This window comes from Stenotrophomonas sp. ZAC14D2_NAIMI4_6, assembly GCF_003086875.1.
Classification (GTDB): domain Bacteria; phylum Pseudomonadota; class Gammaproteobacteria; order Xanthomonadales; family Xanthomonadaceae; genus Stenotrophomonas.
Window position 1 is genome coordinate 2,729,686 of the sequence record NZ_CP025996.1, and the last position, 25,952, is coordinate 2,755,637.

24 protein-coding genes are annotated in these 25,952 nt (G+C 67.0%); 12 read left to right on the plus strand and 12 right to left on the minus strand.

Features of this window, described 5'->3' with window-relative positions:
• Positions 1-720 precede the first annotated feature (720 nt).
• From C1933_RS12660 to lpdA, 5 genes are all read left to right on the plus strand, one after another.
• Positions 721-2,139, plus strand: coding sequence for a cupin domain-containing protein (locus tag C1933_RS12660; RefSeq protein ID WP_108753559.1), 1,419 nt, complete (start codon positions 721-723; stop codon positions 2,137-2,139).
• Positions 2,140-2,148: 9 nt separating this feature from the next.
• Entirely contained in the window at positions 2,149-3,045 is an 897-nt protein-coding gene (locus C1933_RS12665; protein WP_108754835.1) for a GNAT family N-acetyltransferase, read from the plus strand.
• Between the two features lie 186 nt (positions 3,046-3,231).
• Complete coding sequence (locus C1933_RS12670) at positions 3,232-6,063, plus strand: 2-oxoglutarate dehydrogenase E1 component (RefSeq protein ID WP_108753560.1); 2,832 nt, start codon at positions 3,232-3,234, stop codon at positions 6,061-6,063.
• Between the two features lie 41 nt (positions 6,064-6,104).
• A complete protein-coding gene (sucB, locus tag C1933_RS12675; RefSeq protein ID WP_108750050.1) occupies positions 6,105-7,307 on the plus strand; it encodes a dihydrolipoyllysine-residue succinyltransferase in 1,203 nt (400 codons plus the stop codon).
• 63 nt (positions 7,308-7,370) lie between these two features.
• Positions 7,371-8,807, plus strand: a complete 1,437-nt coding sequence (gene lpdA, locus C1933_RS12680; protein ID WP_108753561.1) for a dihydrolipoyl dehydrogenase — start codon at positions 7,371-7,373, stop codon at positions 8,805-8,807.
• A 119-nt stretch (positions 8,808-8,926) separates the two neighbouring features.
• On the opposite strand, the gene C1933_RS12685 is transcribed toward lpdA, so the two are convergent.
• The 9 genes from C1933_RS12685 to C1933_RS12725 all read right to left on the minus strand — a co-directional run bounded on the left by C1933_RS12685 (position 8,927) and on the right by C1933_RS12725 (position 18,467).
• On the minus strand, positions 8,927-9,190 hold the full coding sequence (locus C1933_RS12685; RefSeq protein WP_108753562.1) for a hypothetical protein: 264 nt from the start codon (positions 9,188-9,190) through the stop codon (positions 8,927-8,929).
• The gene (locus tag C1933_RS12690; RefSeq protein ID WP_108753563.1) at positions 9,187-9,399 is read right to left on the minus strand and encodes a hypothetical protein; all 213 of its coding nucleotides are present in this window, start codon (positions 9,397-9,399) and stop codon (positions 9,187-9,189) included. Before C1933_RS12690 ends, C1933_RS12685 begins: the two co-directional genes overlap by 4 nt.
• Before the next feature lie 156 nt (positions 9,400-9,555).
• The gene (locus C1933_RS12695; RefSeq protein WP_108753564.1) at positions 9,556-10,986 is read right to left on the minus strand and encodes a replicative DNA helicase; all 1,431 of its coding nucleotides are present in this window, start codon (positions 10,984-10,986) and stop codon (positions 9,556-9,558) included.
• Between the two features lie 249 nt (positions 10,987-11,235).
• Positions 11,236-11,796 carry an NADPH-dependent FMN reductase gene (locus C1933_RS12700; RefSeq protein ID WP_108753565.1) on the minus strand — a complete coding sequence of 187 codons (561 nt, stop codon included), beginning with the start codon at positions 11,794-11,796 and terminating at the stop codon, positions 11,236-11,238.
• Positions 11,797-11,860: 64 nt separating this feature from the next.
• Positions 11,861-13,804 (minus strand): asparagine synthase (glutamine-hydrolyzing), encoded by a 1,944-nt coding sequence (asnB, locus tag C1933_RS12705; RefSeq protein WP_108753566.1) that lies wholly within the window; start codon positions 13,802-13,804, stop codon positions 11,861-11,863.
• Positions 13,805-13,807: 3 nt separating this feature from the next.
• Entirely contained in the window at positions 13,808-16,087 is a 2,280-nt protein-coding gene (locus C1933_RS12710) for a thiamine pyrophosphate-dependent enzyme (RefSeq protein WP_108753567.1), read from the minus strand.
• A gap of 110 nt (positions 16,088-16,197) precedes the next feature.
• On the minus strand, positions 16,198-16,857 hold the full coding sequence (locus C1933_RS12715; protein WP_108753568.1) for a glutathione S-transferase family protein: 660 nt from the start codon (positions 16,855-16,857) through the stop codon (positions 16,198-16,200).
• Positions 16,858-16,964: 107 nt separating this feature from the next.
• Positions 16,965-17,507, minus strand: coding sequence for a GNAT family N-acetyltransferase (locus tag C1933_RS12720; protein WP_108753569.1), 543 nt, complete (start codon positions 17,505-17,507; stop codon positions 16,965-16,967).
• Positions 17,508-17,627: 120 nt separating this feature from the next.
• Positions 17,628-18,467: a glycine zipper 2TM domain-containing protein gene (locus tag C1933_RS12725; protein ID WP_108753570.1), complete on the minus strand. Its 840-nt coding sequence runs from the start codon at positions 18,465-18,467 to the stop codon at positions 17,628-17,630.
• A gap of 163 nt (positions 18,468-18,630) precedes the next feature.
• On the opposite strand from C1933_RS12725, the gene C1933_RS12730 reads away from it, so the two are divergent.
• Complete coding sequence (locus C1933_RS12730) at positions 18,631-18,846, plus strand: DUF6116 family protein (RefSeq protein WP_108753571.1); 216 nt, start codon at positions 18,631-18,633, stop codon at positions 18,844-18,846.
• On the plus strand, positions 18,843-19,616 hold the full coding sequence (locus tag C1933_RS12735; protein WP_108753572.1) for a TatD family hydrolase: 774 nt from the start codon (positions 18,843-18,845) through the stop codon (positions 19,614-19,616). Before C1933_RS12730 ends, C1933_RS12735 begins: the two co-directional genes overlap by 4 nt.
• Positions 19,617-19,649: 33 nt before the next feature.
• On the opposite strand, the gene C1933_RS12740 is transcribed toward C1933_RS12735, so the two are convergent.
• Complete coding sequence (locus C1933_RS12740; protein ID WP_108753573.1) at positions 19,650-20,465, minus strand: tRNA threonylcarbamoyladenosine dehydratase; 816 nt, start codon at positions 20,463-20,465, stop codon at positions 19,650-19,652.
• Positions 20,466-20,544: 79 nt separating this feature from the next.
• Here C1933_RS12740 and C1933_RS12745 point away from each other — a divergent pair, with 79 nt between their 5' ends.
• Positions 20,545-20,979 (plus strand): cytochrome c, encoded by a 435-nt coding sequence (locus C1933_RS12745; protein WP_108753574.1) that lies wholly within the window; start codon positions 20,545-20,547, stop codon positions 20,977-20,979.
• Positions 20,980-21,107: 128 nt separating this feature from the next.
• Positions 21,108-21,602: a glycine zipper 2TM domain-containing protein gene (locus tag C1933_RS12750; protein WP_108750065.1), complete on the plus strand. Its 495-nt coding sequence runs from the start codon at positions 21,108-21,110 to the stop codon at positions 21,600-21,602.
• 73 nt (positions 21,603-21,675) lie between these two features.
• On the opposite strand, the gene C1933_RS12755 is transcribed toward C1933_RS12750, so the two are convergent.
• Entirely contained in the window at positions 21,676-21,885 is a 210-nt protein-coding gene (locus C1933_RS12755; RefSeq protein WP_065197592.1) for a cold-shock protein, read from the minus strand.
• 237 nt (positions 21,886-22,122) lie between these two features.
• Here C1933_RS12755 and C1933_RS12760 point away from each other — a divergent pair, with 237 nt between their 5' ends.
• The 3 genes from C1933_RS12760 (at position 22,123) to arsC (ending at position 24,223) form a co-directional block, all read left to right on the plus strand.
• Positions 22,123-22,608 carry a DUF456 domain-containing protein gene (locus tag C1933_RS12760; RefSeq protein ID WP_108753575.1) on the plus strand — a complete coding sequence of 162 codons (486 nt, stop codon included), beginning with the start codon at positions 22,123-22,125 and terminating at the stop codon, positions 22,606-22,608.
• 119 nt (positions 22,609-22,727) lie between these two features.
• Positions 22,728-23,882 (plus strand): phospholipase A, encoded by a 1,155-nt coding sequence (locus C1933_RS12765; protein WP_108753576.1) that lies wholly within the window; start codon positions 22,728-22,730, stop codon positions 23,880-23,882.
• Complete coding sequence (arsC, locus tag C1933_RS12770; protein ID WP_108753577.1) at positions 23,882-24,223, plus strand: arsenate reductase (glutaredoxin); 342 nt, start codon at positions 23,882-23,884, stop codon at positions 24,221-24,223. Before C1933_RS12765 ends, arsC begins: the two co-directional genes overlap by 1 nt.
• A 180-nt stretch (positions 24,224-24,403) precedes the next feature.
• On the opposite strand, the gene C1933_RS12775 is transcribed toward arsC, so the two are convergent.
• The gene (locus C1933_RS12775) at positions 24,404-25,921 is read right to left on the minus strand and encodes a fumarate hydratase (protein ID WP_108753578.1); all 1,518 of its coding nucleotides are present in this window, start codon (positions 25,919-25,921) and stop codon (positions 24,404-24,406) included.
• Positions 25,922-25,952 lie beyond the last annotated feature (31 nt).

Here is a 25,952-nt window from a genome sequence, read left to right on the forward strand (position 1 = left end):
GTTGTCGTGCTTGGCGGGGCGGGCTGGGTTCGCGGGGGACGCCGTGAATCCGTCCGTGGAGGCTTGGCAGCCGCATCCATGCGGCTGACACCCCCGCGAACCCAACCCGCCCCACCCCTGACAGATTTCCGGTGACGGATGAGTAGATCCACGCCATGCGTGGATGACGTTGTCGGGACGGAATTGAGAGGGACGCGGCTTCGCCGCGTCCCTCTTTGTTTTGGGCTCTTTGTAGAGTCGAGCCATGTTCGACTGCTTCCGCTCAGTCGAGCAAGCTCGACGCTACGCGAGCAAGCGCAGCGCGCGATCCGCTGTTGCCTTTGCTTTTCTTCTTCCCTTCCGTGGCGGGCCGCGCAGGAAACTGTCAGGGGCCGGGCGGGTGGGCTGCGCGGGGGTGTCCGCCGCATGGGCCCGAGGCATGCCTCGGGCGGGTTGGGCAGGACGCCCAACCCCGGTCTTGCCGTGTGCGCAGGACAGCGCACACAAGCAAGCGGCGGCCAAGCCCCCATGGAAGGGTTAACGGGGTCCCCCGCGCAGCCCACCCGCCCGGCCAAGCGCGATTCTGCCGTTGGGAGCCCCACCCGCCACGAGGGGCTCCGCCGTTGGCCGGAACCCCGCGACAAACCATCGCACGTGCGCAATCCCAGCGAACGGCGGACAATGGAGACCTTGGCGGCCCGCCGCGCCGCCCCTCCCGCTTTCCGCTGCAAGGATTCCCCCATGGCCGCCCGCAAGTCCTCCGCTCCGCTCATTGAAGTCACCGCCCGCCCCGGCAAGCCGCTGGGCATGGCCCCGGCCACCTTCCTGCGCGACTTCTGGCAGAAGCGCCCGCTGCTGATCCGCAATGCCTTCGCCAACTTCCAGACCCCGGTGCAGCCGGAAGACCTGGCCGGACTGGCCTGCGAAGAAGGCGTGCTGGCGCGCCTGATCCAGCATGACAAGGCCCAGGACAGCTGGCGCGTGCGCAGCGGCCCGTTCCAGGAAGACGTGTTCCCCGCCCTGCCCGACCACGACTGGACCCTGCTGGTGCAGGACGTGGACAAGTGGGACAAGGACGTGCGCGCGCTGATCGAGCACTTCAGCTTCCTGCCGCGCTGGCGCATGGACGATGTGATGATCAGCTTCGCCGCCACCGGCGGCTCGGTCGGCGCCCATGTCGACCAGTACGACGTGTTCCTGCTGCAGGCCCACGGCCACCGCCGCTGGCAGATCGATGCCAGCGAATCGATCAAGGGCAAGCGCCCGCCGCTGGGCTTCCGCCCGGATGTGGAACTGAAGCTGCTGCAGGTGTTCAAGCCCACCCATGACTGGGTGCTGGCGCCGGGTGACATGCTGTACCTGCCGCCGAACGTGCCGCACCACGGCGTGGCCGAAGACCCCTGCCTGACCTTCTCCTTCGGCATGCGCGCGCCGTCCTCGGCCGAGCTGATCAGCGACTACCTGGATACCCTGATCGCCGATGCCGACGAGAACATCCGCTACCAGGATGCCGACCTGAAGGTGCCGGCCGACCCGAACGAAATCGACACGGTGGCGATGGCCCGGGTGATCACCGCGCTCAACGCCATCCGCATGAACGACCCGGACAAGCTGGGCGACTGGTTCGGCCGCTTCATCACCACCTACCGCGCCGCCGGCGAAGTGATGGCCCACCAGGCCGCGCCGGCGCCGGAAGAAGTGGTGCAGGCGCTGGCCTCGGGCCTGCTGCTGCAGCGCCACCCGTGGGCACGCCTGGCCTGGCGCCGGGCCAAGCGCGGCGCCAGCCTGTATGTCAGCGGCCAGGATTTCGCCCTGCCCGCCAAGGACGCGCAACGCCTGGCCGGCGCCGAACAGCTCGATGCCGACGCCTATCGCGGGCTGTCGGACAAGGGCCGCGCGGTGCTGCAGCAGCTGCTGGTCGGCGGCGTGTTCCAGCTCATCGACCCGAACGAGGTCTACGCCGACGAGGACGAAGACGAGGAAGCCGGCGACCACGACGTGCTGGGCGAGGTGGTGGAAGGCCGCGACCAGGTGGCGGAACTGGACGACGAGGTCGTGTCCGACGATGTCCACACCGTGACCGTGCATGACGACGGGATCGAGGTCATTGTCAACTTCGATGACCACGACGAGGACGACAGCAACGACGGTCGCGCCTGAGCCATGGCCATGATCCGGGTCCAGCAGGTCAGCCACGCCGATGCCCACGTTGCCATCCACGACGTGCGGCAGCGGGTGTTCGTGCAGGAACAGGGCATTGCCGCTGAACTGGAGCGCGACGCGCTGGACCCGGTCAGCGCCCATGTGCTGGCCCTGGACGCCGATGGCCAGCCCGTCGGCACCGGGCGCCTGGCCCCGGATGGCCGCATCGGCCGCATGGCCGTGCTGGCCAGCCACCGCAACCAGGGCGTTGGCGAGGCCCTGCTGGAGGCGCTGGTGGACGCCGGTCGCCGCCTGGGGCTGGCCGACCTGCACCTGCACGCGCAGCTGCCGGCGCGCGACTTCTACGCACGCCTGGGTTTCCTGCCCGAAGGCGAGGTGTTCGAGGAAGCCGGCATCGGCCACCAGCAGATGCGACGGCGGCTGGGCGTGACCAGCGCCATCGACAGCCGGGCCGAGGCGGTGGCCATCACTACCGCCATCATCCACCGGGCCCGCCGCCAGCTCTGGCTGCACAGCCGCCAGCTGGACCCCGGGCTGCTGGATGCGCCGCCGGTGCAGGCCGCCCTGCGCCGCTTCGCCACGACCCGCCACGACAAGCAGCTGCGGGTGATCGTGCACGACGCCGCCGCGATTGCCAGTGCCGGGGCGCCGCTGCTGGCGCTGTACCAGCGCCTGCCCAGCGTGATCCAGTTCCGTGAAGTGAGCGATCCGGTCGACCGCGCACTGGCCTCGGCCTGCCTGGTCAACGATGCGGGCGACTTCTACTTTCGTCTTATCGGCCACCGCCTGGACGGTGAAGCCGGCATCGCCCTGCCTGCACGTTCACAGCCGTTCGAGCAGCAATTGCAGCGCGTCTGGGACCGTTCGCGCGAATGCAGCGAACTGCGTGCCCTGGGCATCTGACACGGCCCACGCGGACAAACCTGTCTGGCACCGACACCGCGGCGCGCGCAATGCCGCCGTTGCTGCCCCATCCCGTGCGGATGGGGGTACAATTTGGCTGTTTGAACGCGCCCGTGCAGGGCTATTCATTTTCCTGCAGGGTCCTTCTGAAGCCATACCCCACAAAGCGAATCAACACCCTCCATCGTGGACAATCAACTGAAGCAGTTTGCGCAATCTTCGCAACTCGCCGGCGGCAACGCCTCCTATGTCGAGGACCTGTACGAGCAGTACCTGGTCTCCCCGGATAGTGTCGATCCCAAATGGAAGACCTACTTCGACGGCTTCAAGGGCCGCGAAGCAGGCGACATTCCGCACTCGGCCGTCATCTCCCACATTGCGGACGCGGCCAAGGATGCGCTGAAAGCCGGCACCGGCAGCGGTGCGGGCGACGAGCGTGAGCGCAATGTCGGTCGTCTGATCACCGCCTACCGTTCGCGCGGCCACCTCGATGCCCGCCTGGACCCGCTGGGCCTGACCAAGCCGGTCAACACCCCGGACCTGGGCCTGCCCTTCCACAGCCTGTCCGATGGCGATCTGAACAGCGAGTTCAGCACCGGCGGCGTGGGCGGCCAGCCGCGCATGAAGCTGCGCGACCTGCTGGCACGCCTGAAGGCGACCTACACCGGTTCGATCGGTGCGGAGTTCATGCACATCTCCGAGGTCGAGCAGCGCCAGTGGATCTACAAGAAGCTGGAACTGGCCGGTGGCAACTACCAGCTGGACGCTGACACCCAGCGCCGCACCCTGGAGCGCCTGACCGCTGCCGAAGGCCTGGAACGCTACCTGCACACCAAGTACGTCGGCCAGAAGCGCTTCTCGCTGGAAGGCGGCGACTCGCTGATCCCGATGATGGACACCATCATCCGCAGCGCCGGCAAGGATGGCGTCAAGGACGTGGTGGTCGGCATGGCCCACCGTGGCCGCCTGAACGTGCTGGTCAACACCCTGGGCAAGAACCCGCGCAAGCTGTTCGACGAATTCGAAGGCAAGTTCGAGCACGACGAGCACGCCTCGGCCGGTGACGTGAAGTACCACATGGGCTTCTCGGCCGACGTGGCCACCGAAGGCGGCCCGGTGCACCTGGCGCTGGCGTTCAACCCGTCGCACCTGGAAATCGCTGACCCGGTCGTGGCCGGTTCCGTGCGTTCGCGCCAGGAGCGCCGCAAGGACACCGCGCGCAAGCAGGTCATGCCGATCCTGATCCACGGCGACGCGGCCTTCTCCGGCCAGGGCGTGGTCATGGAACTGTTCCAGATGTCGCAGGCCCGCGGCTTCGCCGTTGGCGGCACCGTGCACATCGTGGTCAACAACCAGGTCGGTTTCACCACCTCCAACCCGCAGGACACGCGCTCCACGCGCTATGCCACCGACGTGGCGAAGATGATCGCCGCCCCGGTGCTGCACGTGAACGGCGATGACCCGGAAGCGGTGGTGTTCGCTGCACAGCTGGCCTTCGAGTTCCGCCAGAAGTTCGCCAAGGACGTGGTCATCGACCTGATGTGCTACCGCCGTTGGGGCCACAACGAGGCCGACGAACCCGCGATCACCCAGCCGCTGATGTACCAGGTGATCCGCAAGCACCCGACCACCCGCGAGATGTACGCCGAGCAGCTGGAAAAGGCAGGCGTGATCGCCGCCGGCGCCGGCAAGGCGATGGTCGATGCATACCGCGACAAGCTGGACGGCGGCGAAGTGACCACCGAGCTGGCCAAGGTTGAAAAGACCCCGCCGACCAGCCCGCTGTTCGTCGATTGGCCCAAGCTGCTGGAAGGCAAGCTGTCCGATCCGATCTCGACCAAGGTCGACAAGGCCAAGCTGCTGGAGCTGGCCAAGCTGATCAACACCGTGCCCGAAGAAGTGCAGCTGCACTCGCGCGTGGCCAAGGTGTACGACGACCGCCGCAAGATGGCCGCCGGCGAGATCCCGGGTGACTGGGGCTTTGCCGAGAACCTGGCCTACGCCACCCTGCTGGACGAGGGCAATGCCCTGCGCCTGGTCGGTCAGGACGTGGGCCGCGGCACATTCACCCACCGCCACGCGATCCTGCACGACCAGGCCACCGACAACTACTACCTGCCGCTGCGGCAGCTGGTGGATTCGCCGGAAAAGGCCACCGTCATCGATTCGCTGCTGAGCGAAGAAGCGGTGATGGCCTACGAGTACGGCTTCTCCACCACCGACCCCAACACCCTGTGCATCTGGGAAGGCCAGTTCGGTGACTTCGCCAACGGCGCGCAGGTGGTCATCGACCAGTTCATCGCCGCCGGTGAAGCCAAGTGGGGCCGCATTTCCGGCCTGACCCTGCTGCTGCCGCACGGCTACGAAGGTCAGGGCCCGGAACACAGCTCGGCGCGCCTGGAGCGCTTCCTGCAGCTGTGCGCACTGGAAAACATGCTGGTCGTGGTGCCGTCCACCCCGGCCCAGGCCTTCCACATGCTGCGCCGCCAGCTGCACCTGACCACCCGCAAGCCGCTGGTGGTGATGTCGCCCAAGTCGCTGCTGCGCCACAAGCTGGCCGTGTCGACCCTGGACGAACTGGCCAATGGCGAGTTCCAGCACCTGATCGGCGACGCCAACGCAGACGCCAAGAAGGTCAAGCGCGTGGTGCTGTGCTCGGGCAAGGTCTACTACGACCTGCTGGAAGACCAGACCAAGCGTGGCCAGGACGACGTGGCCATCATCCGCGTGGAACAGCTGTACCCGTTCCCGCGCGCGCTGCTGGCCGCCGAGCTGAAGAAGTACGGCAACGCCACCGACGTGGTGTGGACGCAGGAAGAACCGCAGAACCAGGGCGCGTGGTACCAGATCCGCCACCACCTGCAGTTCTGCCTGGCCGATGGCCAGAACCTGCACTACGCCGGTCGCGCGCGTTCGGCTTCGCCGGCTGCCGGCCACATGGCTGACCACGTGCGTGAACAGCAGCAGCTGGTCGCCGACGCACTGGTCAACCCGTTCAACGACCAGGTCGCTGAATAACTCCTCCCCCTATTTAGAAGACAAACCAGGAAGCTCCCGCAATGGCCACCGAAGTCAAAGCCCCGGTACTGCCCGAATCCGTCGCCGACGGCACCATCGCCACCTGGCACAAGAAGGTGGGCGACGCCGTCAAGCGCGACGAAAACCTGCTTGACCTGGAAACCGACAAGGTCGTCCTGGAAGTGCCGTCGCCGGTCGATGGTGTGATCAAGGAAATCAAGTTCAAGGAAGGCGACACCGTCACCTCCAGCCAGGTCGTGGCGATCATCGAAGAAGGCGCCGTGGCTGCTGCCCCGGCCCCGGCCGCTGAAGCCGCTCCGGCTGCCGCCGCTGCCCCGGCTGCTGCCGCTCCGGCCGCCGCTGCTGCACCGGCCCCGGCTGCCAAGTCGGCTGCCGACAGCCTGCCCCCGGGCGCCCGCTTCACCGCCATCACTGAAGGCGTGAACCCGGCCGACGTGGACGGCACCGGCCGTCGCGGCGCGGTCACCAAGGAAGACATCGTCAACTTCGCCCGCAACGGCGGCGCCGGCAAGGCCGGTGGCGCACGTCCGGAAGAACGCGTGCCGATGACCCGCATCCGCAAGCGCATTGCCGAACGCCTGATGGAGTCGAAGAACTCCACCGCCATGCTGACCACCTTCAACGAAGTCGACCTGTCCAAGGTCTCGGCTGCGCGCAAGGAACTGCAGGACGAGTTCGTCAAGGCCCACGGCATCAAGCTGGGCTTCATGAGCTTCTTCGTGAAGGCCGCTGCCAACGCCCTGCAGCGCTTCCCGCTGGTCAACGCCTCCATCGACGGCGACGACATCATCTACCACGGCTACTCGGACATCTCGATCGCCGTGTCGACCGAGAAGGGTCTGGTGACCCCGGTGCTGCGCAACGTCGAGCGCATGTCCTTCGCCGACATCGAAAAGACCATTGCCGACTACGCCAAGAAGGCGCGTGACGGCAAGCTGGGCCTGGACGAACTGCAGGGCGGCACCTTCACCGTCACCAACGGTGGCACCTTCGGTTCGCTGCTGTCGACCCCGATCATCAACCCGCCGCAGAGCGCCATCCTGGGCATGCACGCCATCAAGGAGCGACCGATCGCCCAGAACGGCCAGGTCGTGATCGCGCCGATGATGTACCTGGCGCTGTCCTACGACCACCGCATCATCGATGGCAAGGACTCGGTGCAGTTCCTGGTAGACATCAAGAACCAGCTGGAAAACCCGGGCCGCATGCTGTTCGGCCTGTAAGAGACCTCCCGCCCCTCCGCGTCCGCGCGGAGGGGTTCTGGTATAGCAACAAGGAATAATTCAATGGCTGAACAATTCGACGTCGTCGTCATCGGTGCCGGCCCGGCCGGTTACCACGCGGCCATCCGCGCCGCACAGCTGGGCCTGAAGACCGCCTGCATCGACGCAGCGCTGGGCAAGGACGGCAAGCCGGCCCTGGGTGGCACCTGCCTGCGCGTGGGCTGCATCCCGTCCAAGGCGCTGCTGGATTCCTCGCGCCAGTTCTGGAACATGGGCCACATCTTTGGCGACCACGGCATCAGCTTCAAGGACGCCAAGATCGACGTCGAAGCGATGGTCGGCCGCAAGGACAAGATCGTCAAGCAGTTCACCGGCGGCATCGGCATGCTGTTCAAGGCCAACAAGGTCGCCGCCTATTACGGCTTCGGCGAACTGCAGCCGGGCAACGTGGTCAAGGTCACCCAGCATGACGGTTCCATCGTCGAGCTGAAGGGCACCAACGTGATCATCGCCGCCGGTTCGGATTCGATCGAATTGCCGTTCGCCAAGTTCGACGGCGAGACCATCGTCGACAACGTCGGCGGCCTGGACTTCACCGAAGTGCCGAACCGCCTGGCCGTGATCGGCGCCGGCGTGATCGGCCTGGAACTGGGCAGCGTGTGGAAGCGCCTGGGCGCTGAAGTCACCATCCTGGAAGCACTGCCGGAGTTCCTGGCCGTGGCCGACGCCGAAGTGGCCAAGACCGCTGCCAAGGAATTCAAGAAGCAGGGCCTGGATATCCGCCTGGGTGCCAAGGTCTCCAAGACCGAGATCACCGGCAAGGGCAAGAAGAAGGAAGTCGTTGTCACCTATACCGACAGCGAAGGCGAAAAGACCCTGACCGTGGACAAGCTGCTGGTGGCCGTTGGCCGTCGCGCCGCCACCAAGGGCCTGCTGGCCGAAGGCACCGGCGTGAAGATCAACGACCGTGGCCAGATCGAAGTCGACGCGCACTGCCACACCGGCGTTGACGGCGTGTGGGCGGTCGGTGACTGCGTGCGCGGCCCGATGCTGGCGCACAAGGGCTTCGAGGAAGGCATCGCGGTGGCTGAGCTGATCGCTGGCCTGCCGGGCCACGTCAACTTCGACACCATTCCGTGGGTCATCTACACCGAGCCGGAACTGGCCTGGGTTGGCAAGACCGAAGCCCAGCTGAAGGCCGAAGGCATTCCGTACAAGGCCGGCAGCTTCCCGTTCGCCGCCAACGGCCGTGCCGTGGCGATGATCGAGCCGGCGGGCTTCGTGAAGATCCTGGCCCATGCCGAAACCGATCGCATCCTCGGCATGCACCTGGTCGGCGCCAACGTGTCCGAGCTGGTGCACGAAGGCGTGCTGACCATGGAGTTCAGCGGTTCGGCCGATGACCTGGCCCGCATCTGCCACGCCCACCCGTCGCTGTCGGAAGTGATCCACGACGCGGCCATGGCGGTCAGCAAGCGTGCCATTCACAAGGCGAACTGATCGTTCGTCTTCGGGGTGGGTGCCGACGGTTGGTCGGCACTGAACCGCAAACGAAAAACCCCGCTTCGGCGGGGTTTTTTGTTGTCCGCTTTCATTCAGAGCCGAGCATGGGCTCGGCGCTACACCTTTCCAGCCAGCTCCTTCGGCGGATCTTCGCAGACCTTGTGCTCCACCACCGTCTGGCCAACCTTCCATTCCTTCGCGACCCGGCAGTGCTCCTTGGCCCCGGGCTTCTTCGACGGCTTGGCCGCCGCGGCGTTGGCTTCATCGGCGGCAGACACCTGCTGCCGCTCCAACCATGCCGAGGTCGGGGCCGGCGGCGGCGGGTCGGCCAACGCCGGGCCTGCGAGCAGGGCCAGGCCCAGCATCAGCCGCGCCCTCATGCCGCCACCGCCCGGCCACCCAGCAGCCGCGCCGGCAGCATGAACAGCGCACGCAGGAAGGCAAACAGGGCCGAGAAGGTGATGCCGACCAGGCGGAACGGCAGGCTCAGCAGCCAGACCACTGGCCACAGCAGCAGGGCCAGGATCGCCAGCGGCCAGCACAGCACGAACAATAGGCACCACACGCCCAGCGCGAACAGCGTCTTCATGACAGGTCTCCCTTGCGGCGGCACCCTGCCGCCTGGGATCACCTTGGCGCCCTGCCCGCCCGGCCGCAAACGGTTTGCGACGAAACCGGGCTGGGGCTGACGAAACCGTGGGAATCGGCCGGGCATGGCCCGGCGCCACGGTAACGCCCGCAGGCGTTATTCGAACGAACCGACCGAATCGTGGGCCAGGTTGTCGAAGCGGGTGTATTCGCCGAAGAACTTCAACTTGCACGAACCGGTGGGACCACCACGGTGCTTGCCGATGATGATCTCGGCCAGGCCCTTGTCAGGCGAATTTTCCTTGTTGTAGTAATCGTCGCGGTAGATGAACACGATCATGTCCGCGTCCTGCTCGATTGCGCCCGATTCGCGAAGGTCGGCCATCACCGGGCGCTTGTCGGTACGCGTTTCCAGCGAGCGGTTCAGCTGCGAAAGCGCGATCACCGGCACGTTCAGTTCCTTGGCCAGGCCCTTCAGCGAACGCGAGATTTCCGAGATTTCGGTCGCGCGGTTTTCGCTGTTGCCCGGCACGCTCATCAGCTGCAGGTAGTCGATCACGATCAGGCCCAGGTCGTGCTCGCGCTTCAGGCGGCGGCACTTGGAACGCAGGATCTCCGGCGACACGCCCGGCGTATCGTCAATGAAGATCTTGGTTTCCTTCAGCATCTTGATCGCGCTGGTGACCCGGCTCCAGTCCTCGTCTTCCAGCTGGCCGGTACGCAGGCGCTGCGCGTTGATGCGGCCGTTTGAGGAAATCAGGCGCATCGCCAGCTGCGATGCGGACATTTCCATCGAAAACACCGCCACGCCCTTCTTCGATTTGATCGCCGCATACTCGGCGATGTTCAGCGCGAAGGTGGTCTTGCCCATCGCCGGGCGCGCGGCCAGGATGATCAGATCGGTCGGCTGCAGGCCGGCGGTCATCGCATCGAAATCGGTGTAGCCGGTGGGCAGGCCGGTGATGTTGCCGCCGTTCTCGAAGCGGTTGCGCAGCTCTTCGAAGGCGTCCTTCAGTGCGCCGGGCATCGCCACGAAATCGGTACGGCCGCGCGCGCCCTGTTCGGCAATGGCGAACACGCTCTTTTCCGCCGACGCCAGCAGTTCACTGCTGTCGCGCCCTTCGGGCTGGAAACCGTCGTTGACGATGTCCGTGCCGACCTGGATCAGCTGCCGCAGCACCGCCTTGTCGCGCACGATCTCGGCATAGGCCACGATGTTGGCGGCCGACGGCGTGGTGCTGGCCAGCTCGATCAGGTAAGCGCCATCGCCCACCAGCTCCATCTTGCCCTGCGATTCGAACCACTCGCCCAAGGTGACCGCATCGAACGGACGCTCGCGCTCGGACAGCTCGCGGATCGCCCGGTAGATCATCTGGTGATCGCGACGATAGAAGTCGGTTTCGTTCAGCTGGTCGTTGACCCGGTCGTAGGCTTCCGGGGCCAGCATCAGGCCGCCCAGCACCGCCTGTTCGGCTTCCACCGAATGCGGGGGCACGCGCAACTGGTCGATGCGCGAATCGTCACGATCACGATCAAAGCCATCGCCGCGGTCTTTGCGGTTGGAACGGAAGCCGGGACGGGCGGACATGCTGCGGTGTTTCCTGCGAAAGTGGCCGGGGCCAGTGTAGGCATGCACCCACACCGGCGGCCATGGACAACTCTGTGGATAAGTCGTGGACGAACGGGGGATGGCTGCCGCGACACAGCGCGGTTGCCCAACCTGAGACGGTCATTATCGCATGGGGTCGGAGCCCGGCGCTGCGCGCCGGGATCCGACCCCGGCAGCGAGGGGTCAGATCCCTCTGCACAGCAGAGGGCTCTGACCCCGATGGCGACCTCAGTCGCCCTTGGCGTGCACCGCGATCAACTGCAGGAAGCGGTCCACATAGCCCTGCAGGAACTTCTGCGTGCCCTCGTTGTGGATCGTGCCATCGGCGCCGATCAGCTCATCCTTGAAGTGGATGAACGCTTCGGGCTGGCCGAGCACGTGCATGTCCAGGAACGCCAGGCTGTTGCGCAGGTGCTGCTGGGCCACGGCCGTGCCGATCTGGCCGATGGAGGCACCGATCACCGCCGCCGGCTTGCCGCCGAACGCGCTGTCGCCATACGGCCGCGAGCCGATGTCGATGGCGTTCTTCAGCACGCCCGGCACCGAGCGGTTGTATTCGGGGGTGACGAACAGCACCGCGTCGGCGCCGCGCACCTCATCCTTCAGACGGGTGCCCTGGGCCGGGTAGCTGCCATCGAAATCCTGGTTGTACAGCGGCAGATCGTCGATGCGCACGTACTGGAACCGCGCGCGCGAACCGGCCAACTTCTCCAGGGCCAGGGCCAGCCGGCGGTTGCACGATTCCTTGCGCAGGCTGCCAACGAACACGGCGATGGTGGGTACAGGCATGGCGGCACACTCCTGACGGGGAAAGGACCAGCCTAGCGGCCGGCCCGATGTGCCCCGGTGAAGATCAGCCGCGGGTGACGCCTGCGCGCACCTGCCGCCAGTGGTCCTGCCAGGCCTGGAACATCAGCACGTTCCACAGATGGGTATGCCACTTGCGCTGGCCGCCCAGGAACTGCTGCCACAGCGGCTGCACCGCCGCCGCCGACAGCACGCCTTCGCGCTCCAGCCGCGCCGGTTGCAGCAGATCGTCGGCCCACGGGCGCAGGTCGCCCTTCAGCCAGTCGCTCACCGGTGCGCCAAAGCCGCGCTTCGGTCGATGCACCATGTTCTGCGGCACGTAACGGCCAAGCACCCGCTTGAGCAGCACCTTGCTGGTGTCCTGGCTGCGCTTGAACGCCAGCGGCAGCGACCAGGCAAATTCGGCCACCCGCCAATCCAGCAGCGGTGCCCGCGCCTCCAGGCTGACCGCCATTGAGGTGCGGTCGACCTTGCACAGCAGATCATCGGGCAGGTAGGACACGAAATCGGCCAGCATCATCGCGTCGGCCGGGGTGCCGGCCCCGTGCAGCGGGTCGGCCAGGTCGTAGAAGCTGCCCGCCTCGCGTGCACCGATCACCGCCGCCGCCGGGTCGCGCCAGCGCGAAATGCGGTTGCGGTACACATCGCCGATACCGCGCGCGCCGGTTTCGGCCAGCAGCGCGGCCAGCCCACCGGTACGCGAGGCCTCGCCCTGCTGGTGCGCACGCGCGCCCATCCAGCGCCGCAGCGGCGCCGGCACGCGCCCCAGCATCTGCCAGTTGCGCAGCGCGCGCACGTAGCGCATGTAGCCAAAGAACAGTTCGTCGCCACCGTCGCCAGACAGCGCCACGGTCACGCCCTGCCGCGCCAGCCGCGCGACCAGTGCGGTCGGCACCTGCGAGGCATCGGCGAAGGGTTCATCGAACATGGCCGGCAACTGCGGCACCACCGCCAGCGCATCGGCGCCGCTCACATACAGCTCGGTGTGGTCGCAGCCCAGGTGGGTGGCCAGTTCCCGCGCCAGCGGCGCCTCGTCGTGGTGCGAACCGGTAAAGCCGATGCTGAAGCTGTGCACCGGCGTGGCGCTCTGCGCCTGCATCAGCGCGGCCACCAGCGAGGAGTCGGTGCCGCCGGACAGGAACACGCCCACCGGTACGTCGGCCACCATGCGCAGCGATACCGCATCGCGCAGCAGGCCGTCGAGCTGTTCTTCGGCCTCCTCGATGCTGCCCTGGAACGGCGCGGCCAGCGCCGACTGCATGCGCGCACGCGCATCCCAGTACGGCCGCTGCGCCTGCTCGGGGCGGTGTGCGCCCGCACCGGCGGCCACCGTGGCCGCATCCAGCCGCAGCACCCGGCCGGGCATCAGCTTGAAGCAGCGCTGGTGGATGCTGTGCGGGGCGGGAATGTAATCCAGGCGCAGCAGCAGGGTCAGCGCATCGCGGTCGATCTCGTTGTCGAATTCCGGGTGCTGCCACAGCGCCTTCAGTTCCGAACCGAACACCAGGGTGTCGCCGGCCCAGCCGTAATACAGCGGTTTCTTGCCCACCCGGTCGCGGGCCAGCCACAGGCACTGCTGCTGGCGGTCCCACAGGGCGATGGCGAACATACCGTTGGCGCGCTGCAGGGTGTCTTCCACGCCCCATTGCAGCACCGCCGCCAGCAGCACTTCGGTATCGGAATGGCCGCGGAAGCTGTGCCCCAACGGTTCCAGCTCGGCACGCAGCGTGGCGAAGTTGTAGACCTCGCCGTTGTAGGCCATCACGTAACGGCCATCGCTGGACGCCATCGGTTGATGCCCCAGCGGCGACAGGTCGAGGATGCTCAGCCGCCGGTGGGCCAGGGCAATGCCGGCGGCCGCGTCCACCCAGGTGCCACCGTCATCGGGCCCACGGTGGTGCAGCGCCTGGCCCATGGCCAGCGCCTGCGCCTGCAGCTGCTCGGCCGGGGCCTGCGCCGCCGGCAACAACATTCCCGCCAATCCACACATGCATCAGGTTTCCTGCGCCAGGTCCAGGGCGGCGCCAACCACAGCATTGTCGCTTGGAAGCCCGAACATTGCTGCCCCCGCCAGCGGCGTATAGGTATCGGCGCCGCAGACCCGGCGCAGCGGCAGGTGGCCCAGCCCGGCCTCGACCAAGGCGGTCACCACGCCCTCGCCCACCCCGCCGCTGTGGCGGCCCTCGTCCAGCACCAGCACCCGCCGAGCGTCGGCGGCCTGGGCGGCAATGAACGCCGTCGGCAGCGGCACCAGCCAGCGCAGGTCGAGCACGCGCACCTGCCAGCCCAGCTGCTGCTCGATACTGCGTGCCGCGCGCAGGGCCATCGGCACGCCATTGCCATAGGTGATCACCAGCAGGTCCTGCGCCTCGGGCGCATAGACGCGCCCTTCGCCGGGCACCAGTGCCTGCCCCGGCGGCGGATAGTCGAACAGCCACTGGCCATCGCCCGGCGCATGCAGGTCCTTGGTCATGTACAGCGCGATCGGCTCCAGGAACACCGACACCCGCCCATCCACCCGCGCCAGCGCGGCCAGCGTGCGCAGCATCATCACCGCATCGTCGCCGCGCGAGGGGCACCCGACCACCAGCCCGGGAATATCGCGCAGGGCGGTAATGGAGTTGTCGTTGTGGAAGTGGCCGCCGAAGCCTTTCTGGTAGCCCAGGCCGGCCACCCGCACCAGCATCGGGTTGCGGAACTGGTCGTTGGAGAAGAACTGCAGCGAGCAGGCCTCGCCGCGCAGCTGGTCGATGGCGTTGTGCAGGTAGGCCAGGTACTGGATTTCCGGTATCGGCAGCAGGCCCAGGTTGGCCAGGCCCTGGGCCATGCCCAGGATCATGGTTTCATCCAGCAGGGTGTTGAACACCCGGCGTGGACCGAAGCGGCGCAGCAGGTCGCGGGTGACGGTGTAGACCCCGCCTTTCTGCGCGACGTCTTCGCCGAACAGCACCGCCTGCGGGTACTTGCCCAGCAGCTCCTGCAGGGCCTGGTTGATCTGCACCGCCAGATGCCGTGGCGGCTGTACCTCGGGTAGATGGTCGGCGCCGCCGTACATCGATTCACGCAGTGCCGGCGCCAGCACCCGCTCCGCTTCGGCCTGCACCGCGGCCGGCGAGTACGGCGCCAGCGGCGCCAGCACTTCATCCAGCGACTGCAGCTTGGGCCGTGCATCGGCCTGGTGGGCGGCTGCCAGGCAGCGCGCGCGCAGGTCTTCGTAGGCCTGCTCGATCTGCGCAGCGGTCATCCAGCCCGATTCCAGCGCAATCTGCGCCGAGCGCAGCAGCGGGTCCTGCGCCTCGGCCGCGCACAGGTCGGCCAGCGCGCGCCATTCCACTTCGAAATCGGTGCCGGCGTGGCCCATCAGCCGCGTGGTGCGCAGGTGCAGGAAGGTGGGCCGCCGCGTGCGCCGGCAGTGCTCCACCGCGGCCTGCACCTGGCTGTGGCCGGCGGCCAGGTCCAGGCCATCGGCAAAGAAGTAGTCCAGGCCCGGCTGGCGGCTGAAGCGTTCGGCGATCCAGCCTTCGGGCGTCTTCACCGAAATGCCCAGGCCGTTGTCTTCGCAGACGAACAGCACCGGCACCGGCAGCTTCTGGTAGGCGGCCCACATGGCGGTGTTGAAGGCGGTCTGCGCGGTGGCATGGTTGGCCGAGGCATCGCCAAAGGAACACAGCACCAGGCTGTCGGCCGGAATGGGCAGTGGCTGCCCCAGGCGCTTGCCGCTCTCGATGGCCAAGGCGGTGCCGACCGCCTTGGGCAGGTGCGAAGCGATGGTCGATGTCTGCGGCAGCACCCACAGCGGGCGGCTGCCCCAGACCTTGTGCCGCCCCCCGCTGGCCGGGTCTTCGGCGCTGGCGGCGAAGGACAGCGCCGCATCGCGCAGCGGGTCCAGGCCGGGCACATGCCGCGAACGCTCGATCATGAACGCCCCGGAGCGATAGTGCAGGAAGGCCGGATCGGTGTGGCGACAGGCCCGCGCCAGCAGCGCGTTGCCTTCATGCCCGGACGAACCGATGGTGTAGAAGACCTTGTTCTGCACCCGCAGCACACGGGCCATCAGGTCCAGCTGGCGGCTGGCCAGCTGTGATTCGAACAGCTCGCCGAACGCAGCGGCGCCCAGACCGCTGCCGGGCAGGATCGGTGCATCCGGTGCCGGGCGCTGTCGCGGCACCCCGTCCCATCCACGCACCGCTTCAAGGAAATTGACGTCACACACCTCGGCGCGGTTCAGCGCGCGCATGCGTGCGGGAATCGGATCTGGAACGACTGCAAACATCGAACACCCTCCGTGTCGTTGCTGCATTCCGCCGGGCATGGCACGCGGCCCAGCTTTCGTAGAGTCGAGCTTGCTCGACTACGCTGGAAACCAGTCGAGCAAGCTCGACGCTACGCGCCTGCATCCAGGCGTGCCTGCACCTCGGCGGTGACCGCCGGCATGAGCACGAAGCGCGGTTGTTCGCGTACCCGCTGCAGCCAGCCGCGTACTTCCGGGAACGGCTGCAGGCTGATGCCACCGTCTTCGGCCACATGGGTGTAGGCAAACAGCGCGATATCGGCAATTCCATACTGGCTGCCGGTGAACCACATCGCCTGCCGCAGGTGCTGCTCCATCACCGCCAGCGCGTGCTGCGCACGTTCGTGCAGGCGCGGCAGCTCGGCCCGGCGCGGCGAATCCTGCTCGGTCCAACCGCGGATGAAGCGTGCCACCGCGATGCAGGGCTCATGGGTGTACTGCTCGAAGAACATCCAGCTCAGGGCCTGCGCGCGCTCCCAGCCATCGGCCGGCAGGTACGGGGTACCTTCGGCCAGCCAGAACAGGATCGCATTGGATTCGGTGAGTACGCGGCCGTCATCGCGCACGATCAACGGCACTTTGGCATTGGGATTGAGCGCCAGGAATTCAGGCGTGTGGGTCTGGCCATGCGCACTGTCCACTTCCACCCAGCGGTAGCGGCTGCCCACCTGTTCCAGCAGCAGCCGCACCTTGTGGCAGTTGCCGGACACCGACATGCCATGCACCGTCAACGGAACGCGTTCTTCCACCATTGCCTGCTCCAGCGAAACCCGGCCGACGGCCGCCTGGGTGCAGTCTGGCAACTGCCGGCAGCGCTGCCAAGCGCGGATGCAGCATCGGCGCGCAGGCCGTCACACAATCAGCGCGGGCGCTGCTGCCACTGCGCGCGCGACTGCCCCCAGATCTGCAGCGGCGGGCCCTGGTAGGGCGGCGGCAACTGGCCCGTGCGCAGCAGCTGGCTGCCCAGCTTGCGCGCCACGGCCCTGGATTTTTCGTTGTCCTCGGCAATGGTATGGATCACTTCCTGCCAGTCCTGCGTGGCGAAGGCCCAGTCGATGGCCGCCACCGCCGCTTCCGGCGCATAGCCCTGGCCCCAACTGCCGCGGCGGATGCTCCAGCCCACCTCCGGGCCGGGCCAGCCCAGCGGCTGCCAGGGGCCCATGCGGCCGACCCACTCGCCGCTGGCTTTCTCGATCACGCTGAACATCGAATAGCCGAACAACTGCCAGGCACCGGCCAGGCTGCAGAAGCTGCGCCAGGCCACCGAGGGTGGCTGCACCCCGCCCAGGCTGCGCATCGTTTCTTCATCGGCACAGAAGGCCAAGTAAGGCTGCAGGTCCTGCGCCTGCGGCGGACGCAGGATCAGCCGCTCGGTTTCGATGCGCAGATCGAAGATGCTCATGCCGGTTCCTCTGCCAGACCATGGCCGGACATCATCGTCGATACCGGCCCGGAATCCAGACCCGCAAACGAAACAGGCCGGCAAATGCCGGCCTGTCCGATACCCGCTGCACTGCGTGCGTTACTGGCGATTGGCGGCCGTATCGCCCGCTGCCGCGGTCTGGGTGACCAGCTGGCCGTCGACCACCGGCAGGCGATCGCTGGCCGGCTTGTTGTCCAGGCGCACGGTCTTTTCGGCGCCGTCGTAGCGGTAGGTCACGTTGTAACCCTTCACCACGTCGTTGGTGCCCATGGCGATGCGGTTGCCCGGCTTGCTGGCCATGCGCATGGTGCCGGTGGTGCCGTCTTCGTTGCGGTAGGTCACGTTGTAGCCGGTCACGCGGCTGGATTCCGAGGTGGCCGTTTCGGTGTGGCACTGGCGCTCGGTGCGGTTCACCACGCGGCCGCCCACGTGGCGCTTGTCCACCTGGTTGCCGATGAAGCCACCGGCCACGGCACCGGCAGCGGTAGCGGCCTTCTTGCCGTTGCCGCCACCGACCTGGTTGCCCAGCAGGCCACCGACCACGGCGCCGACCACGGTGCCACCGACATTGCCATCACGCTCGGGCAGGCGCTCCTGCACCACCACGTCCTGGCAGACTTCGTGCGGGGTCTGGGTGGTGGAGGTCTCGCGCACCGCATCGGTGCCGATGACCGTGGCGTAGGCCTTCTGCTTTTCAGTGATCGGATCGACCTTCAGCACATCGGCGTATTCCAGCCCACGCGGCGCGCTCGGGTCGAGCGTATCGGTGCGCGCACCGTCATCGGCCGCGTTGCCATCGGCCAGGCGGGATTCCGCCGAGGGCTGGGCCGAACCGGCCACGTCGGCCGACGAGCCGCTCTTCATGAAGGCGGCGGTAGCGATACCACCGACCAGCAGTGCGCCTGCTGCGACCAGGACCGTTGTAGTTGTGCTTTTCATGACCTGCTCCCTGCGGACGATCCGCAACGTTCTTGGGACAGATTGCAGCATGGTCCGCCTGAACGGAATCTCCACATTTCCTGCTCATGGCCGTAACCCATTCAGCATCTGGAAATACTGTGCCCGTGGTAGCGTTTGCACATTCCCCGCATGGATTTCCACCATGGCCAACCCGATGCTGCTGCCGGTTCTGCAATGGGCACGCCGGCTGCGCTACCCCACCCTGTTCAAGCTGACCGCCGGCCTGTTTGCCATCACCCTCTTCATCCCCGACCCGATTCCGTTCGTGGATGAGCTGCTGCTGGGCCTGGGCACGCTGCTGCTGGCCAACTGGAAGCAGCGCGGCGCGGCCGTGCCACCGCCGTTGCAGCAGGGTTGAGCGTGCTGATCGACAGCCATTGCCACCTGGATGCCAGCGAATTCGACCCCGACCGCGATGCGGTGATCGCGCGCGCCCAGGCGGCCGGCGTGCAGGCCCAGGTGGTGCCGGCGGTTACTGCGGCCAGCTGGCCGAAGCTGCGCCAGGTCTGCCAGCAGGCGCCAGGACTGTACCCGGCGTACGGCCTGCACCCGATGTTCCTGGCCGAGCACCGGCCCGAGCATCTGCAGCAGCTGCGCGACTGGATCGAGCGCGAGCGCCCGTGTGCGATCGGCGAATGCGGCCTGGATTTCTTCGCGGGCGATCTGGATATGCAGGCCCAGCAGGATTACTTCCTCGGCCAGTTGCAGCTGGCGCGGGAATTCGACCTGCCGGTGATCGTGCACGCGCGCAAGGCGGTGGATGCGGTGATCACCGCGATCCGCCGCATCGGCGGGCTGCGCGGGGTGGTGCACAGCTATTCCGGCAGCCCGGAACAGGCCGTGCAGCTGCACAAGCAGGGCTTTCTGCTGGGCCTGGGCGGTCCGCTGACCCATGAGCGCGCCCAGCGCCTGCACCGTCTGGTGCGCGATATGCCGCTGGAACAGCTGCTGCTGGAAACCGATGCACCCGACCAGCCCGATGCCGGCATTCGCGGGCAGCGCAACGAGCCGGCGCGGCTGGCAGTGATTGCCCGCCACGTGGCCGCGCTGCGCGGGGTGGCGGTGGATGCGGTGGCCCAAGCGACCGCCGACAACGCCCGGCGGTTGTTCAACCTGCCCGTGGCCTGACACGTCGCCGGGCATGACCCGGCGCGACCGGTCCTAGGCGGCGTCCGCTTCGGCCTTCATTTTCTTCGGCTCCAGCAGCATCTCCAGCGCCTTGCCTACTGCCGCAAACGCGAAGGCGCCGGTGATGTGCGTGGCCGCACCCAGGCCGGCACCGCAATCCAGCTTCAGCGCCGCATCGGCACCCAGGTTCGGGCGCAGGCCACAGACGCTGCCATCGGCCTGCGGGTACTTCACGTTTTCCAGCGAATAGACCGCCGGCACGCCGAAGTAGCGCTTGGCGTTCTTGGGGAAGTTGAACTCGCTGCGCAGCTTCTTGCGGATCAGCGCCAGCATGGCGTCATGTTCGGTGCGCGAGACATCGCGGATGCGCACCAGGGTGGGATCGGTGCGGCCACCGGCTGCGCCCACGGTCAACAGCGGCAGCTTGCGGCGCCGGCACCAGGCAATGGTTTCCACCTTCACCCGGAAGCTGTCGCAGGCGTCGATGACCAGATCGAAGCCGCGGTCCAGCAGTTCGGCCATGTTGCCGGTGGTCAGGAACGCCTCTACCGCATCCACCTCGATCTGCGGATTGATGGCACGGCAGCGCTCGGCCATCGCCACCGACTTGTTGCGCCCGTAGTTGCCTTCCATGGCCGGCAACTGGCGGTTGGTGTTGGACACGCAGATATCGTCGGCGTCGATCAGGGTCAGGTGCCCCACCGCCGAACGCGCCAGCGCTTCGACCACCCACGAGCCGACGCCGCCCATGCCCACCACCGCCACGCGGCTGCCCTGCAGGCGCTCGAGCGCACCCACGCCATACAGCCGTTCAATGCCGGCGAAGCGTTCTTTGACCTGTTCGTTCATGCGGCTATTTTAACGTGCAGGCGGCGGTCGCCACAGCGCGCCGCAACCGAACCCACCGTTGCATGCCCGGAGTGCCCGCATGAATGCCAGCCCCTCCCCCCGCCGGACCACGGCCTACCGCTATCTGTTCGTGCTGGCGCTGGGCCTGCTGATCGGCCTGGTGGCCACGGTAATGGTGGGGCGTGCCCTGCAGGCCCGTCGCGATCCGTTTCCCGACAGTCTGATGCAGGTGATGCAGCGGCAGTCGCAACTGCTGCAGCAGGCCCACCAGCAGAACCGCTGCAGCCTGGCCGACAGCGTGCCGCGCCTGCAGGCGTTGCGCCTGCTGTCCAACGACCTGGACCTGGCCTTCCCGCAGCTGCAGCACGACCGCCGCTTCCAGGCCCATGCCAGTGCCTACCGCGGCAGGCTCAACGACGCGCTGGCCGCGCCGCCGGCCGACTGCACGGCGCTGGCAACACTGGTGCAGGGGGTGCAGGACGATTGCCGCGCCTGTCACCAGGATTTCCGCTGATTCATCTTCCAGCCGGAATGCGCTGTCGCGGTTGGCACCTTGTTCACGTGTGAAAGCGGACGATTCCAGCCACCCTGCTGCATGACGCAGTACCACCCGCACCCGCCTTCACGGCCAGGAGACGCCCCATGAAGATCCAGCTCATCGCTGCCGCCACCATCGCCACCCTCGCGCTGGCCGGCTGCGCCACCTCGCCCGGCTACGGCGGCGGTGGTTACAACAATGGCTACAACAACGGCGGCTACGGCAACAACTCCGGCTACAACCAGGGCCGTTGCGCGGACTGCGGCATCGTCACCCGCATCAACACCGTGGCCTCGGGCCGCACCGCACCGGCCGCCACCGGCGCGATCCTGGGCGGCCTGGTCGGCGCCGTTGCCGGCCATGAGATTTCCGACCACACCGGCGGCAGCCGCGGCAACAAGAACATCGCCGCCGCCGCAGGCGCGGTGGGTGGCGCGCTGGCCGGCAACCAGATCCAGAAGAACGTGACCAGCGATACCTACGACATCACCGTGCGCATGGATGATGGCCGCACCGTGGTGGTGAACCAGCGCGACCTGGCCGGCATCCGCGAGAACACCTACGTGCGCGTGGTCAACGGCCGGGTGATCCTGCGCTGACCTGCCCCGGGCCACTGGCAAAGAAAAAGGCCCGCTTGCGCGGGCCTTTCTCGTTCAACGCGATGCGTTCCGGTCAGACCGGCTGCACGGCATCGGCCTGCAGGCCCTTCTGGCCCTGCACGACGGTGAAGGTGACCTTCTGGCCTTCCTTCAGGCTCTTGAAGCCCTGGGTCTGGATGGCACGGAAGTGCACGAACACATCTTCGCCGTTTTCACGGCTGATGAAGCCGAAGCCCTTCGCATCGTTGAACCACTTGACGGTACCGCTCTCGCGATCAGACATCTCACTAACTCCCTGGTGACTCTCTCTTGTTGTTGGATACGCCTGGTTGGGCGGCTGACAAGCAAGGGGGAAGCGAGGTGCAACGATGCAGCGGATCGGTGAGATCTTGCTTCATCAGGCCACGATCCACGGTGACCTTGCCAAGCTCAGCGACTGCAACTTAACCCGACCAAAACGAAAAAGCAACTGGCAAAATCTTTCACTGTCAACCCCAAAAAGCCAACCATACGGAACAGCATGGACCTCTCATTCATCTTGTATCTGCTAGCGGTCATTTCTGTCCTGGTGGGCCTGGCCGGCATCGTGCTGCCGGCCCTTCCGGGGGTGCCGCTGGTGTTCCTGGGCCTGCTGCTGGCGGCCTGGGCTGACGGTTTCGCGCATGTGGGCTGGCCCACGCTGGTGATCCTGGCCGTGTTGACCGTGCTGTCGCTGCTGGTCGACGTGCTGGCGACGGTGGTGGGTGCGCAACGGGTCGGCGCCAGCCGCAAGGCGCTGTGGGGCACCTTCGTGGGCAGCATCGTGGGCCTGTTCTTCATGCCCATCGGCCTGTTCGCCGGTCCGCTGGTGGGTGCCCTGCTGGGCGAGTACTGGCACAGCCGCGAGCTGGGCCGTTCCACCAAGGTGGGCCTGGCCACCTGGCTGGGCATCCTGCTGGGGCTGGCGCTGAAGCTGGCGCTGGTCATCGCCATGCTGGGGCTGTTCGCCTTTGCCTGGTTCCTCTAGTGCCCCGTCTTCACACCCCGCGCACGCCGGTGCCGGGCATAAACCGAAGGGGCTGGCCGCGGGTGCGGGCAGCCGCCACACTGTGCATCCACCGTATTCATCCTGAAGGGCCTGCTGCAATGACCCTCCCCGTTCTGCTCCCCCGCCTTGCTCCGCTGGCGCTGGCCCTGGCCGCCGCACCCGTGGCCGCGCAGGAGATCGTGCCGACCGCCACCACCACACCGGCCGGCTGCGCGGCCATCGACACCGATGCCGCCCGCCTGGCCTGCTACGACAGGCTGTTCGGCCGCAGTGCCGAAGCCACCGCCGCTGCCGATGCGGCCGCCCAGCAGGCCGCGCAGGCCCTGCGCGAACAACGCCGTGCCGCGCGCCTGAGCCAGGGCGAAGAGAACCTGCGTGCCCGCGTGGGTGACATCTTCCGCCCTGCCCCGGATGACAGCGCGCTGGCCAACGCCGGCCGCGGCTCGCTGCTGGACAGCCGCTGGGAACTGGCCGAAGACTCCAAGCTGGGCCCGTTCCAGCTGCGCGCCTACAAGCCGGTGTACCTGCTGCCCGCGTTCTGGACCAGCGACAAGAACCAGATGCCGCAGTCGCCGAACCCGGTCAACAGCGTGACCACGCCGCAGGTGCTGGACAGCACCGAGCTGAAGTTCCAGATCAGCTTCAAGACCAAGATCGCCGAGAACCTGTTCGGCGACAACGGCGATATCTGGGCTGGCTATACCCAGAGTTCGCGCTGGCAGGCCTACAACGCCGAGAATTCCCGCCCCTTCCGCGAAACGAACTACGAGCCGGAAGTGATGATGGTGTTCCGCAACGGCTATTCGATCGGCGGCTGGCGCGGGCGCATGACCGGCATCAGCCTGAACCACCAGTCCAACGGCCGCGCCGACCCACTGTCGCGCAGCTGGAACCGGGTGATGCTCAACATCGGCCTGGACCGCGAGAACTGGGCGTTGGTGCTGCGGCCCTGGTACCGCATTCCGGAAACGCGCAGCGACGACAACAACCCGGACATCGAAGACTACATGGGCCGTGGCGATGCCACGCTGATCTGGAACCGCAACGGCCACGAGGTCTCGCTGATGGCACGCCATTCGCTGCGCACCGGCGACCGCTCGCACGGCGCGCTGCAGCTCGATTACGGCTTCCCGATCAGCAACCTGCTGCGCGGCCACGTGCAGATCTTCGACGGCTATGGCGAAAGCCTGATCGACTACAACCACAAGGCCACCTACGTGGGCGTTGGCGTGTCGCTGCTGGAGTGGTTCTGATGACGGTGACGATCTGGCACAACCCCGCGTGCAGCAATTCGCGCGGGGCCCTGGCCCTGATCCGCGAGGCCGGCATCGAACCGGTGGTGGTCGATTACCTGGGCACCCCGCCTGACATCGCGACCCTGCGTGCGGTGCTGGCCGAATCCGGCCTGAGCGCCGGTGAGCTGGTGCGCAGCAAGGAGGCGCAGTTCGCCGAACTGGGCCTGGCCCACGCGGATGACGCCACGCTGTTGGCCGCGATGGCCGAGCACCCGCGCCTGATCAATCGGCCGGTGGTGCGCACGCCCAAGGGCACGCGGCTGTGCCGGCCGCCGGAAACCGTGCTGGAGCTGCTGTAAGCCACCCGCCTTGGTAGAGTCGACTGTCAGTCGACTGCTGTTCGCCCAGGCCACGAAAATCCCGCGCTGCGCGCGATAGTCGACTGACAGTCGACTCTACCCCGTCGTGTCGCGGGCGATCCTGGCCCGTCAACGAAAAACGGCGCCCTGCGGCGCCGTTTTCCGTAATTCCGTTGCGGATTACTCCACCACCACCGGAATCTTGCCGATGCGGGCCTGCCATTCGCGCGGGCCGGTCTTGTGCACCGATTCGCCGGTGGAATCGACTGCCACGGTCACCGGCATGTCCTGCACGGTGAATTCGTAGATCGCTTCCATGCCCAGATCTGCAAAACCGACCACCTTGGCCGCCTTGATCGCCTTGGACACCAGGTAGGCCGAACCACCGACGGCCATCAGGTAGGCCGACTTGTGCTTCTTGATTGCCTCGATGGCGGCCGGGCCGCGCTCGGCCTTGCCGACCATGCCCAGCAGGCCGGTCTGCGCCAGCACCTGTTCGGTGAACTTGTCCATGCGGGTGGCGGTGGTCGGGCCGGCCGGGCCCACCACTTCATCGCGCACCGGATCGACCGGGCCCACGTAGTAGATGAAGCGACCCTTCAGGTCGACCGGCAGTTCCTCACCCTTGTTGAGCATGTCGACCATGCGCTTGTGCGCGGCGTCGCGGCCGGTCAGCAGCTTGCCGTTGAGCAGCAGGGTCTGGCCCGGCTTCCAGTTGGCCACGTCTTCGGGGGTGATCGTGTCCAGGTCCACGCGGGTGCCCTTGGACGCGTCATAGGTCAGCTTCGGCCAGTCTTCCAGCGACGGCGGATCCAGCATCACCGGGCCGCTGCCATCCAGGGTGAAGTGCGCGTGGCGGGTGGCCGCGCAGTTCGGAATCATCGCCACCGGCAGGTTGGCCGCGTGGGTCGGGTAATCGTTGATCTTGATGTCCAGCACGGTGGTCAGGCCGCCCAGGCCCTGCGCGCCGATACCCAGCGCATTGACCTTTTCGTACAGTTCCAGGCGCAGCTCTTCGATGCGGTTTGATGCACCACGGGCCTGCAGCTCGGTGATGTCGATCGGCTCCATCAGCGCTTCCTTGGCCAGCAGCATCGCCTTCTCAGCGGTGCCACCAATGCCGATGCCGAGCATGCCCGGCGGACACCAGCCAGCGCCCATGGTCGGCACGGTCTTCAGCACCCAGTCGACGATGGAGTCGGACGGGTTGAGCATGGCGAACTTGGTCTTGGCTTCCGAGCCACCGCCCTTGGCGGCCACGATCACATCGACCGTGTTGCCCGGCACCACCTTCACGTTGACCACGCCCGGGGTGTTGTCCTTGGTGTTGATGCGCTTGCCGGCCGGATCGGCCAGCACCGAGGCGCGCAGCTTGTTGTCCGGGTGCAGGTAGGCGCGGCGTACGCCTTCGTTGGCCATGTCTTCCACGCCCATGGTGGCGTCGTCCCAGCGCACGTCCATGCCGATTTCCAGGAACACGGTGACGATGCCGGTGTCCTGGCAGATCGGACGGTGGCCTTCGGCGCACATCCGCGAATTGATCAGGATCTGGGCCATCGCTTCCTTCGCGGCCGGCGACTCTTCGCGCTCGTAGGCAGCGGCGAGGTTCTTGATGTAGTCGACCGGGTGGTAGTACGAGATGTACTGCAGCGCGTCGGCGATGGACTGGATGAGGTCTTCCTGCTTGATCGATGTCACGGCTTGCTCGCTTGCTCAAGGCTGGCGGGGG

Bases quoted from the DNA above. Each gene is read 5' to 3' on its own strand.
- C1933_RS12660 (WP_108753559.1), top strand. From the start codon at position 721: ATGGCCGCCCGCAAGTCCTCCGCTCCGCTCATTGAAGTCACCGCCCGC.
- C1933_RS12665 (WP_108754835.1), top strand. From the start codon at position 2,149: ATGATCCGGGTCCAGCAGGTCAGCCACGCCGATGCCCACGTTGCCATC.
- sucB (WP_108750050.1), top strand. From the start codon at position 6,105: ATGGCCACCGAAGTCAAAGCCCCGGTACTGCCCGAATCCGTCGCCGAC.
- lpdA (WP_108753561.1), top strand. From the start codon at position 7,371: ATGGCTGAACAATTCGACGTCGTCGTCATCGGTGCCGGCCCGGCCGGT.
- C1933_RS12685 (WP_108753562.1), bottom strand. From the start codon at position 9,190: ATGAGGGCGCGGCTGATGCTGGGCCTGGCCCTGCTCGCAGGCCCGGCG.
- C1933_RS12690 (WP_108753563.1), bottom strand. From the start codon at position 9,399: ATGAAGACGCTGTTCGCGCTGGGCGTGTGGTGCCTATTGTTCGTGCTG.
- C1933_RS12695 (WP_108753564.1), bottom strand. From the start codon at position 10,986: ATGTCCGCCCGTCCCGGCTTCCGTTCCAACCGCAAAGACCGCGGCGAT.
- C1933_RS12700 (WP_108753565.1), bottom strand. From the start codon at position 11,796: ATGCCTGTACCCACCATCGCCGTGTTCGTTGGCAGCCTGCGCAAGGAA.
- asnB (WP_108753566.1), bottom strand. From the start codon at position 13,804: ATGTGTGGATTGGCGGGAATGTTGTTGCCGGCGGCGCAGGCCCCGGCC.
- C1933_RS12710 (WP_108753567.1), bottom strand. From the start codon at position 16,087: ATGTTTGCAGTCGTTCCAGATCCGATTCCCGCACGCATGCGCGCGCTG.
- C1933_RS12715 (WP_108753568.1), bottom strand. From the start codon at position 16,857: ATGGTGGAAGAACGCGTTCCGTTGACGGTGCATGGCATGTCGGTGTCC.
- C1933_RS12720 (WP_108753569.1), bottom strand. From the start codon at position 17,507: ATGAGCATCTTCGATCTGCGCATCGAAACCGAGCGGCTGATCCTGCGT.
- C1933_RS12725 (WP_108753570.1), bottom strand. From the start codon at position 18,467: ATGAAAAGCACAACTACAACGGTCCTGGTCGCAGCAGGCGCACTGCTG.
- C1933_RS12730 (WP_108753571.1), top strand. From the start codon at position 18,631: ATGGCCAACCCGATGCTGCTGCCGGTTCTGCAATGGGCACGCCGGCTG.
- C1933_RS12740 (WP_108753573.1), bottom strand. From the start codon at position 20,465: ATGAACGAACAGGTCAAAGAACGCTTCGCCGGCATTGAACGGCTGTAT.
- C1933_RS12745 (WP_108753574.1), top strand. From the start codon at position 20,545: ATGAATGCCAGCCCCTCCCCCCGCCGGACCACGGCCTACCGCTATCTG.
- C1933_RS12750 (WP_108750065.1), top strand. From the start codon at position 21,108: ATGAAGATCCAGCTCATCGCTGCCGCCACCATCGCCACCCTCGCGCTG.
- C1933_RS12755 (WP_065197592.1), bottom strand. From the start codon at position 21,885: ATGTCTGATCGCGAGAGCGGTACCGTCAAGTGGTTCAACGATGCGAAG.
- C1933_RS12760 (WP_108753575.1), top strand. From the start codon at position 22,123: ATGGACCTCTCATTCATCTTGTATCTGCTAGCGGTCATTTCTGTCCTG.
- C1933_RS12765 (WP_108753576.1), top strand. From the start codon at position 22,728: ATGACCCTCCCCGTTCTGCTCCCCCGCCTTGCTCCGCTGGCGCTGGCC.
- arsC (WP_108753577.1), top strand. From the start codon at position 23,882: ATGACGGTGACGATCTGGCACAACCCCGCGTGCAGCAATTCGCGCGGG.